At 64.8% G+C, this 12917-nt stretch carries 17 protein-coding genes; 2 read left to right on the top strand and 15 right to left on the bottom strand.

All coding sequences use genetic code 11. From position 1 onward, the window contains the following. Nucleotides 1–16: 16 nt before the first annotated feature. From hisB to NX778_RS17620, 15 genes are all read right to left on the bottom strand, one after another. Nucleotides 17–607 (bottom strand): imidazoleglycerol-phosphate dehydratase HisB, encoded by a 591-nt coding sequence (hisB, locus tag NX778_RS17690; protein ID WP_258813101.1) that lies wholly within the window; start codon nt 605–607, stop codon nt 17–19. After that, nucleotides 604–1695 carry a histidinol-phosphate transaminase gene (gene hisC / locus NX778_RS17685; RefSeq protein WP_258813100.1) on the bottom strand — a complete coding sequence of 364 codons (1092 nt, stop codon included), beginning with the start codon at nt 1693–1695 and terminating at the stop codon, nt 604–606. Before hisC ends, hisB begins: the two co-directional genes overlap by 4 nt. Further along, entirely contained in the window at nt 1692–2519 is an 828-nt protein-coding gene (locus NX778_RS17680; protein WP_258813099.1) for a DNA-methyltransferase, read from the bottom strand. Before NX778_RS17680 ends, hisC begins: the two co-directional genes overlap by 4 nt. Then, a complete protein-coding gene (gene hisD, locus NX778_RS17675; RefSeq protein WP_258813098.1) occupies nt 2516–3832 on the bottom strand; it encodes a histidinol dehydrogenase in 1317 nt (438 codons plus the stop codon). The genes NX778_RS17680 and hisD overlap by 4 nt, the downstream gene beginning before the upstream one ends. A gap of 2 nt (nt 3833–3834) precedes the next feature. After that, complete coding sequence (hisG, locus tag NX778_RS17670) at nt 3835–4503, bottom strand: ATP phosphoribosyltransferase (protein ID WP_258813097.1); 669 nt, start codon at nt 4501–4503, stop codon at nt 3835–3837. A gap of 9 nt (nt 4504–4512) precedes the next feature. Continuing rightward, nucleotides 4513–5763, bottom strand: a complete 1251-nt coding sequence (gene murA, locus NX778_RS17665; RefSeq protein WP_258813096.1) for a UDP-N-acetylglucosamine 1-carboxyvinyltransferase — start codon at nt 5761–5763, stop codon at nt 4513–4515. A gap of 2 nt (nt 5764–5765) precedes the next feature. Continuing rightward, the gene (locus NX778_RS17660; protein WP_258813095.1) at nt 5766–6002 is read right to left on the bottom strand and encodes a BolA family protein; all 237 of its coding nucleotides are present in this window, start codon (nt 6000–6002) and stop codon (nt 5766–5768) included. 21 nt (nt 6003–6023) lie between these two features. Continuing rightward, nucleotides 6024–6791 carry an ABC transporter permease gene (locus NX778_RS17655; protein ID WP_258813094.1) on the bottom strand — a complete coding sequence of 256 codons (768 nt, stop codon included), beginning with the start codon at nt 6789–6791 and terminating at the stop codon, nt 6024–6026. Further along, entirely contained in the window at nt 6788–7699 is a 912-nt protein-coding gene (locus NX778_RS17650; protein WP_258813093.1) for an ABC transporter ATP-binding protein, read from the bottom strand. Before NX778_RS17650 ends, NX778_RS17655 begins: the two co-directional genes overlap by 4 nt. 246 nt (nt 7700–7945) lie before the next feature. Continuing rightward, nucleotides 7946–8221, bottom strand: a complete 276-nt coding sequence (locus tag NX778_RS17645) for an STAS domain-containing protein (RefSeq protein ID WP_258813092.1) — start codon at nt 8219–8221, stop codon at nt 7946–7948. 5 nt (nt 8222–8226) lie between these two features. Next, nucleotides 8227–8877, bottom strand: a complete 651-nt coding sequence (locus tag NX778_RS17640; RefSeq protein ID WP_258813091.1) for an MlaC/ttg2D family ABC transporter substrate-binding protein — start codon at nt 8875–8877, stop codon at nt 8227–8229. Between the two features lie 64 nt (nt 8878–8941). Continuing rightward, entirely contained in the window at nt 8942–9868 is a 927-nt protein-coding gene (locus NX778_RS17635) for an MlaA family lipoprotein (protein ID WP_258813090.1), read from the bottom strand. Then, nucleotides 9865–10344 carry an outer membrane lipid asymmetry maintenance protein MlaD gene (gene mlaD, locus NX778_RS17630; protein ID WP_258813089.1) on the bottom strand — a complete coding sequence of 160 codons (480 nt, stop codon included), beginning with the start codon at nt 10342–10344 and terminating at the stop codon, nt 9865–9867. The genes NX778_RS17635 and mlaD overlap by 4 nt, the downstream gene beginning before the upstream one ends. 47 nt (nt 10345–10391) lie before the next feature. Further along, a complete protein-coding gene (mlaE, locus tag NX778_RS17625) occupies nt 10392–11174 on the bottom strand; it encodes a lipid asymmetry maintenance ABC transporter permease subunit MlaE (protein WP_258813088.1) in 783 nt (260 codons plus the stop codon). Then, the gene (locus NX778_RS17620; RefSeq protein ID WP_258813087.1) at nt 11171–11974 is read right to left on the bottom strand and encodes an ABC transporter ATP-binding protein; all 804 of its coding nucleotides are present in this window, start codon (nt 11972–11974) and stop codon (nt 11171–11173) included. The genes mlaE and NX778_RS17620 overlap by 4 nt, the downstream gene beginning before the upstream one ends. 378 nt (nt 11975–12352) lie before the next feature. On the opposite strand from NX778_RS17620, the gene NX778_RS17615 reads away from it, so the two are divergent. Together NX778_RS17615 and NX778_RS17610 are read left to right on the top strand one after the other, a co-directional pair. Then, nucleotides 12353–12640, top strand: a complete 288-nt coding sequence (locus tag NX778_RS17615) for a hypothetical protein (RefSeq protein WP_258813086.1) — start codon at nt 12353–12355, stop codon at nt 12638–12640. After that, nucleotides 12637–12885 (top strand): hypothetical protein, encoded by a 249-nt coding sequence (locus NX778_RS17610; RefSeq protein WP_258813085.1) that lies wholly within the window; start codon nt 12637–12639, stop codon nt 12883–12885. Before NX778_RS17615 ends, NX778_RS17610 begins: the two co-directional genes overlap by 4 nt. Nucleotides 12886–12917: the final 32 nt, after the last annotated feature.

Genomic DNA, 12917 nt, shown 5'->3' with positions numbered 1-12917 from the left:
TTGAAACCCGCGCCTGTTACAGGCTGCCTTTGGTGGACGGGATGGTGCCGGCGGCGCGCGGATCGAGCTCGGTCGCCATGCGCAGCGCGCGGCCGAAGGCCTTGAACACGGTCTCGCACTGGTGGTGCGCGTTCACGCCGCGCAGGTTATCGATGTGCAGGGTCACGCCGGCGTGGTTGACGAAGCCGCGGAAGAATTCGCCGGTCAGGTCGACGTCGAAGGTGCCGATCATGGCGCGCGTGAACGGGATGTGCATTTCCAGGCCGGGACGGCCGGAAAAGTCGATCACCACGCGCGACAGCGCCTCGTCCAGCGGCACGTAGGAGTGGCCGTAGCGGACGATGCCCTTCTTGTCGCCGACCGCCTTGGCCACCGCCATGCCCAGCGTGATGCCGGTGTCTTCCACCGTGTGGTGGGCGTCGATGTGCAGGTCGCCGACCGCTTCGATCTCGAGGTCGATCAGGCCGTGGCGCGAGATCTGGTCGAGCATGTGGTCGAGGAAGGGCACGCCGGTATTGAGCTTGTTCTTGCCCGTGCCGTCGAGGTTGATCGCGACGCGGATCTGCGTCTCGTTGGTGTTGCGTGTGATTTCAGCGGTGCGGCTCATGATAGGGATGCCTTCAGGGCATTCAGGAATACGGAATTTTCTTCCGGCGTGCTGACGGTGACACGGATGCAGCCGGACAGCAGTTTATGCATTTTACTCAAATTTTTAATCAGGACCCGTCCGGCGCGCAGTTTGGCCGTGACGGCGTCCGGATCGGCCACCCGCACCAGCAGGAAGTTGGCGGCCGACGGGAACACCTCCACACCCGGCAGCGCGGCCAGATCCGTGGCCAATTTGGCACGCTCGGCATTGAGCGCGGCGGCTTGCCGATCGAGCACATCCAGGTGGTCGAGCGCGAACTCGGCGGCGGCCTGGGTCAGCACGTTGATGTTGTAGGGCGGGCGCACCTTGTCGAACTGCTCCAGCAGGGCCGGGGCGGCCGACAGGTAGCCCAGGCGGATGCCGGCCAGGCCCAGCTTGGACAGGGTGCGCATCACCACCATGTTCGGGTACTGCGGCAGCCTGTCCATGAAGCTGGTGCGGGCGAAAGGCTGGTAGGCCTCGTCCACCACCACGATGCCGTGCTCGCCGGCGGCGTCGATGATGCGCACCACCTCGCTTTCGGCGAACAGGTTGCCGGTCGGGTTGTTCGGGTAGGCCAGGAACACCAGCGCCGGGCGGTGCTGCTCGATCGCGGCCAGCATGGCCGGCATGTCGAGCGCGAAATCGTCCCGCAGCGGCACGCCCACGAAGTCCATGCCGGCGAACTGCGCCGAGCGCTTGAACATCACGAAGCTGGGGTCCGGCGCCAGCACGGTGGCGCGGCGGTCCTGGCGGGCGCAGGCCATGGCCAGGATCGAAATGATCTCGTCCGAGCCGTTACCCAGCAGGACGTCGTAGCCGGCCGGGACGCCCAGCCTGGCGCAGATGCGCTGCTTGAGGGCGGCGTAGGAGGCGACCGGGTAGCGGTTGATCAGCACGTCCGCCAGGCGCTGGCCCAGTTCGGCGCGCAGCGCGTCCGGCAGCAGGTAGGGGTTCTCCATCGCGTCCAGCTTGATGTAGCCGCTGGCGTCGGGGACCATGTAGCTCTTCTCGGCGCGCACGTCGGCGCGGATGGTGTTGGCGATCAGTTGGTCGAGAAAGCTCATGCTGTTCCCTCTTCAATCTTGGGCGCGGCTTTGTTCGCGCCCTTGCGTTTCTTGGCGGCCGGCGCCGGTTCGGGCGCCGCCAGCCGGGATTCGATGATGTCGCAGTAGGCCGGGTTCAGCTCGAAGCCGGTGTAATTGCGGCCGGTGCGTTTGGCGGCGAGCGCGGTGGTGCCGCTGCCCATGAATGGATCGAGCACCACGCCGCCGGGCGGGCAGGAGGCTTTCACCATGCGCTCGATGATCTCGAGCGGCTTCTGGGTCGGATGGTCGGCGCGCTCCGGGTGTTCGCGGTGCAGGCGCGAGACGCTCCACACGTCTTTCGGGTTGTAGCCCACTTCCAGCCACTTGGCGCCGACGAAGATCGAGCGCGACCTGGCCTTCTTGGTCTCGGCATCGTACGGAATCCGCACGGCGTCGAGGTCGAAATAGTAATCCTTGCGCTTCACGAAAAAGCCGATCGTGTCATGCACCGACGAGTAGCTGCGGGTGCTGCCGCCCATCGAGGGCACGCGGCGGTCCCAGATGATCTCGTTCATCATGGTCATGCGCTGTTTCAGCATCACGAAGATCTCCGGCGCGAAACGCCAGGTCAGGAAAATATACAGGCTGCCGTTGTCCTTCAGCTTGGGCAGCGCGGCATCGATCCACTGCTGCGTCCAGGCCAGGTAGTCCTCGACGCTTTGCTGGTCCGAGCCGTTGCCGTAGTCCTTGCCGAGATTGTACGGCGGGTCAGTCAGGATCAGGTCGATGGACCCGTCCGGGATGCGCGCCATGCCGGCCAGCGCATCCTCGCGGAACACCCGGTTGACCCAGCCGGCATTCATGCCGAGGGCTTGAGCCGCAGCTCGGCGCTGCGGGCGTGCGCCTGCAGGCCTTCGCCGTATGCCAGTTCGGCGGCGACGCGTCCCAGCGTCTGCGCGCCCGCTTCGCTCACGTTGATGATCGAGGAACGCTTCTGGAAATCGTAGACGCCCAGCGGCGACGAGAAGCGCGCCGTGCGCGAGGTCGGCAGCACGTGGTTCGGGCCGCAGCAGTAGTCGCCCAGCGACTCGGACGAGAAGCGGCCGAGGAACATGGCGCCGGCGTGGCGGATCTTGTCGGCCCACTGCTGCGGATGTTCGGCCGAAATTTCGAGGTGCTCGGCGGCGATGGCGTTGGCGATGGCGCAGGCTTCATCCATGTCGCGCACCTTGACCAGCGCGCCGCGGCCGCCCAGCGAAGCCTCGATGGTCGCGCGGCGCGGCATGTCCGGCAGCAGCTTGTGGATGCTGGCCTCGACCATGGCGATGTATGCGGCGTCGGGGCACAGCAGGATGGCCTGGGCCAGTTCGTCGTGCTCGGCCTGCGAGAACAGGTCCATCGCGACCCAGTCCGGATCGGTGGTCCCGTCGCACAGCACGAGGATTTCGGAAGGGCCGGCGATCATGTCGATGCCGACGGTGCCGAACACGCGGCGCTTGGCGGCGGCGACGTAGGCGTTGCCGGGGCCGACGATCTTGTCGACCGGCGGAATGGTCCCGGTGCCGTAGGCGAGCGCGCCTACTGCCTGGGCGCCGCCGATGGTGATCACGCGCGTCACGCCGGCGATCGCGGCGGCGGCCAGCACCATCTGGTTCTTCACGCCGTCCGGAGTCGGCACCACCATCACGATTTCCTTGACGCCGGCGACCTGCGCCGGAATCGCGTTCATCAGCACCGACGAGGGATAGGCAGCCTTGCCGCCCGGGACGTAGATGCCGACGCGGTCGAGCGGCGTCACGCGCTGGCCCAGCACCGTGCCATCGGCCTCGGTGTAGGTGAATCCGTTCAGCTCCTGCTTCTGGCGCTCGTGGAACACGCGGATGCGTTCGGCCGCGGTGCGCAGCGCGGCGCGCTGGGCTTCCGGCAGCGCGGCCAGCGCGGCCTGCAGCTCTTCCTGCTTCAGGTCGAAGGCGGCGATGCCGGCGGCGCCGACGCGGTCGAACTTGTTGGTGTATTCGAGCACGGCGGCATCGCCGCGCTGCTTCACGTCCGCGAGGATCTTCGCGACCGCGGATTCGATGGCGTCATCGGTTTCGGCTTCGAAGGCCAGCAGGTTCGACAGGATCTGCTGGAAATCCGGCGCGGTGGAATCGAGTTTGCGAATCTGTACTGCCATGTTCAGCCTTTGCTCGACGCGCGCTGAAACGCGTCGAGGATGGGTTGCAGGCGCTCGCGCTTGAGCTTGAGCGCGGCCTGGTTGACCACCAGGCGCGAGGAGATGTCCATGATCTTTTCGACTTCGACCAGGTTGTTGGCGCGCAGCGTGCCGCCGGTCGAGACCACGTCGACGATGGCGTCCGACAGGCCGACCAGGGGCGCCAGCTCCATCGAGCCGTACAGCTTGATCAGGTCGACGTGCACGCCCTTGCTGGCGAAGTGCTGGCGCGCGGTGTTGACGAACTTGGTCGCCACGCGCAGGCGCGCGCCCTGGCGCACCGCGGTCTCGTAGTCGAAGCCGGCGTTGACCGCGACCGACATGCGGCACTCGGCGATGTGCAAATCGATCGGCTGGTACAGGCCCTCGCCGCCGTGCTCCAGCAGCACGTCCTTGCCGGCCACGCCGAAGTCGGCGGCGCCATGCTGGACGTAGGTCGGCACGTCGGTGGCGCGCACGATCAGCACGCGCACGCCGGGGTCGTTGGTGTTGAGGATCAGCTTGCGCGAGGTCTCCGGGTTCTCGGTGACCGTGATGCCCGCCGCCTCCAGCAGCGGCAGCGTGTCGTCGAAAATCCGGCCCTTCGACAGCGCGAGGATGAGCTGGGAACCGTCCGATTCGGTGGTATTCATGTAAACAGTTTATTTAATTCGCACGATGTCGGCGCCCACGGCCGACAGCTTCACTTCCATCTGGTCGTAGCCGCGGTCGAGGTGGTAGATGCGGTCGATCAGGGTGGCGCCTTCGGCCGCCATGCCGGCGATGACCAGCGAAGCCGAGGCGCGCAGGTCGGTCGCCATCACGGGCGCGCCCACCAGGCGGTCGACGCCATTGATGAAGGCGGTGTTGCCCTCGATCGAGATCTGGGCGCCGAGGCGGTTCATCTCCTGCACGTGCATGAAGCGGTTCTCGAAGATGGTCTCGGTGACGCGGCTCGGGCCTTGGGCGATGGTGTTCACCGCCATGAACTGGGCCTGCATGTCGGTCGGGAAGCCGGGGTATTCGGTGGTGCGGAAGGACACCGCCTGCGGCCGCTTGTCCATGCGGGCGCGGATGCTGTTCGCGCCGATCGCCAGCTCGACGCCCATCTCGCGCAGCTTGTCGAGCGCGACGTCGAAGATGTCGGTGCGGGTGCGGGTCAGCAGCACGTCGCCGCCGGTCGCGGCCACCGCGCACAGGAAGGTGGCGGCCTCGATGCGGTCGCTGATGACTTCGTGCGCGGCGCCATGCAGCTCGTCCACGCCCTGGATCACCAGGCGGTCGGTGCCGATGCCCTCGATCTTCGCGCCCATCTTCACCAGCAGGTGCGCGAGGTCGGTCACTTCCGGCTCGCGCGCTGCGTTTTCCAGCACGGTCTCGCCTTCGGCCAGCACCGCCGCCATCAGCAGGTTCTCGGTGCCGGTCACGGTGATCATGTCGGTGTGGATGCGCGCGCCTTTCAGCTTGCTGCACCTGGCGTGGATATAGCCGCCCTCGATCATGATCTCGGCGCCCATCTGGCGCAGGCCCTTGATGTGCTGGTCCACCGGACGCGAACCGATCGCGCAGCCACCCGGCAGCGAGACCTTGGCTTCGCCGAAGCGCGCCAGCAGCGGGCCGAGCACGAGGATCGAGGCACGCATGGTCTTGACCAGCTCATACGGCGCGACCAGGGTGTCGATATTGGCGCCGTTCAGCGTCACGCGCTCGCCGTCCTGCTCCACTTTCAGGCCGGTCTGGGCCAGCAGCTTGAGCATGGTCTTGACGTCGTGCAGGTGCGGCACATTGGTCAGCGCCAGGTCGCCCGCGGTCAGCAGGCCCGCGCACAGGATCGGCAGGGCTGCGTTCTTGGCGCCCGACACCGGGATCTCGCCGTTGAGGCGCTTGCCGCCCACGATCTGCAGTTTGTCCATGCTTATCCCTGGTATTCGGAAGGAGTGAGCGTCTTCATCGACAGCGCGTGGATCTCCTCGCGCATGCGGTCGCCGAGCGCCGCGTACACCAGCTGGTGGCGCTGGATCGGGCGCTTGCCTTCGAAGGCCGGCGAAACGATCACGGCGGTGAAGTGCTGGCCATCGCCCTCCACTTCGAGGTGGGTGCATTCGAGGCCGTTGCTGATGTAGCTATGGATCAGTTCAGGTGTGGTCGCCACGATAAATCCTTGAAAACGTTCTTAGTGGCGCAGCTTGTAGCCACGCCGGAGCATGTTGATGGCGACGGCCGCCAGCACCGCGAAGAAGATTGCGACGATGGCAAGACTCGTCCACGGCGCGACGTCGGACTGGCCGAAGAAGCCGTAACGGAACCCGTCAATCATATAAAAGAACGGATTGAAATGCGAGACTGCCAGCCAGAACGGCGGCAGCTTCTTGATTGAATAGAATACACCGGCGAGGAAGGTGGCCGGCATGATCAGGAAGTTCTGGAACGCGGCCAGCTGGTCGAATTTCTCGGCCCAGATGCCGGCGATGACGCCCATGGTGCCCAGGATCGCCGCGCCCAGCAGCGCGAACACGATGATCCACAGCGGCGCCGTGAACGACAGGTGGGCGAACCAGGCGGTGATCAGGAACACGCCCGCGCCGACCGCGAGGCCGCGCACCACCGAGGCGGCCACGTAGGCCGAGATGATCTCCCAGTGCGACAGCGGCGGCAGCAGGATGAACACCAGGTTGCCGGTGATCTTGGACTGGATCAGCGAGGAGGACGAGTTGGCGAAGGCGTTCTGCAGCACGCTCATCATCACCAGGCCCGGGATCAGGAAGGCGGTGTAGTTGACGCCTTCGAGCATCTGCACGCGGCCTTCGAGCACGTGGCCGAAGATCAGCAGGTAGAGCATGGAGGTGACGATGGGCGCGGCGATGGTCTGGGTGGCGACCTTCCAGAAGCGCAGCATCTCCTTGTAGAACAGGGTGCGGAAACCCACGGACAGCAGGCTCATTGCGCGCTCCCTTCCATGATCTGGATGAAGATGTCTTCGAGGTCGGCCTGTTGCAGCTGCATCTCGTCGACCACGGCGCCGGCTTCGCGCAGGCGCGCGAGGATGCCTTCCACTTCGGCCGGCGAATTCACGCGCAGGCTGTAGCGGCTGCCGTTGGCGGTTTCGTCGTGCGAGACCAGCGCGCGCAGCGATTCCGGCAGCGCGCCGCTCTTCAGGTGCACGATCAGCTGCGAGCCGGACACGCGGCGCAGCAGCCCCTTCATCGAGTCCAGCGCGACCACCTGGCCCAGCTTGAGCATGGCCACGCGCTGGCACATGGCCTCGGCTTCCTCGAGGTAGTGGGTGGTCAGCACCACGGTGTGGCCCTCGCGGTTCAGGCGGGCGATGAACTTCCACAGGGTCTGGCGCAGTTCGACGTCGACGCCGGCGGTGGGCTCGTCGAGCACGATCACGGGCGGCTTGTGGACCAGGGCCTGGGCCACCAGCACGCGCCGCTTCATGCCGCCGGACAGGGCGCGCATGTTGACGTCGGCCTTGTTGGTCAGGTCGAGGTTTTCCATGACCTCGTCGATCCACTTGTCGTTGTTCTTGATGCCGAAGTAGCCCGACTGCAGGCGCAGGGTTTCGCGCACCGTGAAGAAGGGATCGAACACCAGTTCCTGCGGCACCACGCCGAGCTTCTTGCGGGCTGCGCGGAAGTCGGCGACCACGTCATGGCCGTGGATGCGCACGCTGCCCGCGTCGGGGCGGATCAGGCCGGCGACGGTGGAGATCAGGGTGGTCTTGCCGGCGCCATTCGGGCCGAGCAGGCCGAAGAATTCGCCTTCTTCGACGGTGAGCGAGACGCCCTTCAGGGCCTTGAAGCCTTTGTAGCTTTTCTCGACGTTGTCAATCTGGATCGCTGTCATTCTTCTTCGAGACCGCGCCAGTGGTGGCGGGCCGTGCGGGGAAACGACCCATTATAGGGGAAATCGGAAATTGAAGAGCCGGCGGTGCGTTTACCGCAAGCTCAAACAAGGTCGTCTCCGGCACTGCCGAAGCCGACTCCCCGCGCAGGCGGGGATCCATGCCGAGCTTGGCACGCCTGCGGCTTTGACGTTTCGACAACGTACAGTTTCTATGGGTCCCCGCCTGCGCGGGGACGACGGTGCGGCTCAAGCCCCCGGGAGCAGGCTTTCGACGCCATACAGCTTGGCCAGCGCGCACACATTCTTCGGCACGTTGGTAAAGCGCAGCTGCTGCCCGACGCTGTGGGCCTTGCGCTGCCAGGCCAGCATCAGCGCGACGCCGGTCGAATCGGCGGACTTGACGCCGCCGAGGTCGAATACGGTCTCGCCGGCGCCGATCGCCGCATAGCCGTGCTCCAGCGCGGCGTGGCCGGCGCCGAAGGTCAGCGCCTGCAGCGAGAGCATCGGGTTGGCTTCGGCCATGATGCTTACTTCTTCGGCGCCTGCAGCGGCTTGCTGGCCAGCTGCTGGTTGCGGTCCTTCAGCTTCTGGATCAGGCCGTCGATGCCGCTCTTGCTGATCTCGGAAGAGAAGGTGCTCTTGTAGGTCTCGACCAGCCACGCGCCCAGCACGTTGATGTCGAAGATCTTCCAGCCCTGCGGGGTCTTGGTCAGGCGGTAGTTCAGGGTGATCGGCTCGCCGCGGCTCATGTTGACCTGCGAACGCACCTCGACTTCGGTATCCGCCGGGTCGGCGCGGAAGGGCTTGAACTCGACCGTTTCGTTACGGATCTGCGACAGCGCGCCCGAGTAGGTGTACACCAGCAGCGTGCGGAATTCGTCCGACAGCGCCTTCTGCTGCTCCGGGCTGGCCTGGCGCCAGTAGCGGCCGGCGGCCAGCTGGGTCATCTTCTGGGCGTCGACGTAGGGCAGGATCTTGGCGTTGACCAGGTCCATGATCTTGTTGCGGTTGCCGCCCTGGATGTCCTTGTCGGACTTGACCGAGTCGATGACGTCGGTGGCGATGCGCTTGACCAGCACATCGGGCGCTTCGGCGGCCGCCGGCGCCGGCGCTGCCAGCACGGCGCCCGCGAACATGACTGCGGGAACGGTGACGATCAGTTGTGCGATTGGTTTCATAAGCTCTCTTTCTGTCGTTGGTAAGGCCGCCTGCGCGCTGTTCTGCAGGCGGATGGCCCGTTAACTACTTCTGTGCCTTTTCGGATGACGAGGTCTGCTGCTGAGGCGGCGGCACCGGCGCGGCGGCGGGCGCCGGACCGTTGTCATCATCGCCATAGGCTTTCTTCATGTCGACCTTGCCGCTGGGGACGTCGTCGTCCTCGCCGTAGGCTTTCTTCATATCCACTTTGCCGCTGGGAGTGTCCAGGTCCTGCTCTTCGCCCTGGGCATTGCGCTGCTTCTGCAACTGCTTCTCGTGGCGCTCCTGCGAACGCTCGTCGTCATAGATGCGGCTGTTGCGGCGCTGCAGGTAGCCGTCGCGGATGAACTCGTAGCGGTCGAGCGCGGCGTCTTCCAGCAGGTTGGAAGCGTCCAGGATCGAGGCCCGCTGGTCGATGGCGCGCACGCCGGTGCCGACGTTGCGCCAGCGTACCGGATCCTTGTGCGACCAGGGGTCGCCCCACAGGTCGGCCGGCAGGGCGGCGGCGTCGCGGATGGTCGACGGCCCCAGGATCGGCAGCATCAGGTAGGGACCGCTCGGCACGCCCCAGTAACCCAGGGTCTGGCCCAGGTCTTCGCTGTGCTTGCGCAAGCCGGCCGGGGTGGCGATGTCGAGCACGCCAAAGATGCCGAAGGTCGAGTTCAGGGCGAAGCGGGTCAGGTCGTTCAGGCCGTCCTGGCCTTTGGCCTGGGCCAGGTTGTTGAACCCGCTCCAGGCGTCGGCCAGGTTGCCGAAGAAATTGTTCACGCCGACCTGGACGACGCCCGGCACCACGTTCTTGTACGCGGTCGCGGCCGGCTTGAGGGCGGTGCGGTCGAGCGTGTCGTTGAAAGTGAACACGGCGCGGTTGAATTTTTCCAGCGGGTCCTGCGGGTTCTGCGGCGGCGTTGCGCAGCCGGACAGCAACAGGCCCCCGGCCAGTGCGCCGAGTAAGCTGATGCGGGGCTTCATTGCTTCGGCTCCTCCTGCTTGCCCTCGGCCGCCTTGCTGTAGATGAACTGGTTGATCAGGTCTTCCAGCACGGTCGCGGACTGGGTGTGCGAAATCTTGTCGCCGTCGGCCAGGTTGTTGGTGTCGCCGCCCGGCTCGATGCCGACGTATTGCTCGCCCAGCAGGCCCGAGGTCAGGATCTTCAGCGAGCTGTCTTTCGGGAACTTGTACTGCGGCTGCAGGTCGAGGCGCACCGAGGCCTGGAAGGTGTGGTCGTCGAAATTGATGGCGCCCACGCGGCCGACCACCACGCCGGCGCTCTTCACCGGCGCCTGCGGTTTCAGGCCGCCGATATTGTCGAAGCGGCCGGTCACGGAATAAGTCTTGGAGAACGAGATCGTGCTCATGTTGCCGGCCTTCAGGGCCAGGAACAGCAGGGCCGCCGCCCCCAGCAGGACGAACAGGCCGACCCAGACGTCGATGATTTTGCGATGCATAAGTTTTCCTAATTCATGGTGGCTGGCACCCCGCGCCCGCCCTTGTTTTATTTGTTGAACATCAGGGCGGTCAGGATGAAGTCCAGCCACCAGATCAAGAGCGACGAAATCACGACGGTGCGCGTGGTCGCGCGCGCCACGTCGGCGGGCGTCGGCTCGGCCTCGTAGCCCTGGTACAGGGCGGTGAAGGTCACGATGATGCCGAACACAACAGATTTGAGCACGCCGTTCAAAATGTCAGCGCGCACATCGACGCCGGCCTGCATCTGCGACCAGAAGGCGCCCTCGTCCACGCCGATCAGCTTCACGCCGACGATGTAGCCGCCGAAAATGCCGACCGCCGAGAAGATCGCGGCCAGCACCGGCATCGCGATCACACCGCCCCAGAAGCGCGGCGCCAGCACGCGCTGGACCGGGTTAATCGCCATCATTTCCATCGCGGCCAGCTGCTCGCCCGCCTTCATCAGGCCGATCTGGGCGGTCAGCGAGGTGCCGGCGCGGCCGGCGAACAGCAGCGCGGTCACCACCGGACCCAGCTCGCGGGTCAGCGACAGCGCCACCACCGTGCCCAGCTTCTGCTCGGCGCCATAGGTGGACAGCGTGTAATAGCCCTGCAGGCCCAGCACGGCGCCGACCATCAGGCCCGAGATGGTGATGATCAGCATCGAATAGTTGCCGATGAAGTGGACCTGTTCCGATACCAGCGACGGGCGGCGCAGCGCGCCGGGCGAGACGCCCAGCAGGTAGAAGAAGGAACGGGTCGCGTAGCCGAGGCGCTCGATGGACTCGCGGGCGGCGGCGCCGATGCGCTCAAGCAGGTTCATGATCATGCGCGCCCTCCCAGGCCCAGGTCGTCGGCCAGCGACTTGCCGGGATAGTGGAAGGGCACCGGGCCATCCGGTGCTGCGGTGACGAATTGTTTCACGTACGGGTCTTCGGAAGCGCGCATTTCCGCCGGCGTGCCCTCGGCCACGATCTGGCCGGCGGACAGGAAATAGACATAGTCGGCGATCGCGAAGGTCTCGTGGACGTCGTGCGAGACCAGGATCGAGGTCGAGCCGAGGGTGTCGTTGAGGTTGCGGATCAGGTTGGCGGTGACGCCCATCGAGATCGGGTCGAGGCCGGCGAAGGGCTCGTCGTACATGATCAGCTCGGGGTCGAGCGCGATCGCGCGCGCCAGCGCCACGCGGCGCGCCATGCCGCCCGAGATCTCGCTGGGCTTGAGCTTGTGGGCATTGCGCAGGCCGACCGCGTTCAGCTTCATCAGCACCAGGTCGCGGATCAGTTCTTCCGGCAGGTCGGTGTGCTCGCGCAGCGGGAAGGCGACGTTGTCGAACACGGTCAGGTCGGTGAACAGGGCGCCGAACTGGAACAGCATGCCCATCTTGCGGCGCAGCTTGTACAGGCCGTCCGTGTCGAGTGCCTTGACCTCCTGGCCATCGACCTTGAGCGTGCCCTGCTGCTGGCGGATCTGGCCGCCGATCAGGCGCAGCACGGTGGTCTTGCCCGAGCCGGAACCGCCCATCACGGCGATGAGCTTCCCGCGCGGGAAGTCCATGCGCAGATTCTGCAGGATCGGCCGCGTGCCGTAGGCAAAATGAAGGTCGCGGATTTCGACTAGGTTCGACACTTTGGTATTGATTTTTGAGGAATCTCGTATTGTAGTGCAGAAAGGTCAAGCTCTGCTTGCGACAGCCCCGTTTTGGCCACGGAATCGAGGCGATAATACAACATTAATAACCGTAGAGTCAGATAATTGCCGCACGTAAGTGATTGTTTTTCTTGGGATATGCATACCTGACGGAAATACCCAACATTACGGATAGTAACATACATTCGTGTAGGTTTGCAGGGTGTTGCGGTGCGTCAATGTACTCCGTTTTGCGCGAGCGTTTTCGCAAGATCTGAGCCGAATCAGCGGCATGCGGGGAACTCGCATTCGCGCGATTGGCGGAAGCAGGCTTCGTGCTAAGGTGCCTGGCATTGACAGTGAAGACTCGCGACGATCATGGCCGACCTCACTCAGCACGAAGTTGATACAAGGCTGGCCTGTGCATTCGCCAGAATTGAGGCGCGCCTTGCTGAGACAGATTTGAAAGCGACAAGTAATCGTGCGGTCATGCGGGAGCAGTTCAGCGAGGTCAAAGCCGAGATGCGCGCCGAACTTCGCTCACAGTTGGCTGAGATCCGAATCGAAATATATAAAAGTACCGTCGAACTTATCGCTTGGGGATGTTTCCTTGCTATTGCAGTTCTGTTTCTTATCGCCATCTTTATCGCGCACGCGAACGCATGACCGACCAGACCCGAGAAGAAAATGATGCGAAGCTGGCCGCCGTCGAAGCGAGGGGAGAGGTGCGCTCTGCCAACCTCGACATGACAATGAAGACCGGTTTTGCAGAGTTGCGAATCGAAATGGAGCGCCTGCGATCCGAAATGCACCAGTCAATCGCCAATCTCATCAAATGGGGATGCGCCCTGTCATTGGCCATTGTCGGCACAACGGTCGGCCTATTGCACCTTATTGGAAAGGCATCCTGACAAAACAAACGGCCCGCAAAGGGCCGTCTGCT

Origin of the sequence: Massilia terrae, from assembly GCF_024753145.1 — a bacterium.
In the GTDB taxonomy this organism is placed as follows: domain Bacteria; phylum Pseudomonadota; class Gammaproteobacteria; order Burkholderiales; family Burkholderiaceae_D; genus Telluria; species Telluria terrae.
The sequence above is the reverse complement of the archived record's forward strand: the minus strand, read 5'-3'. Positions and strand labels throughout refer to the sequence as shown.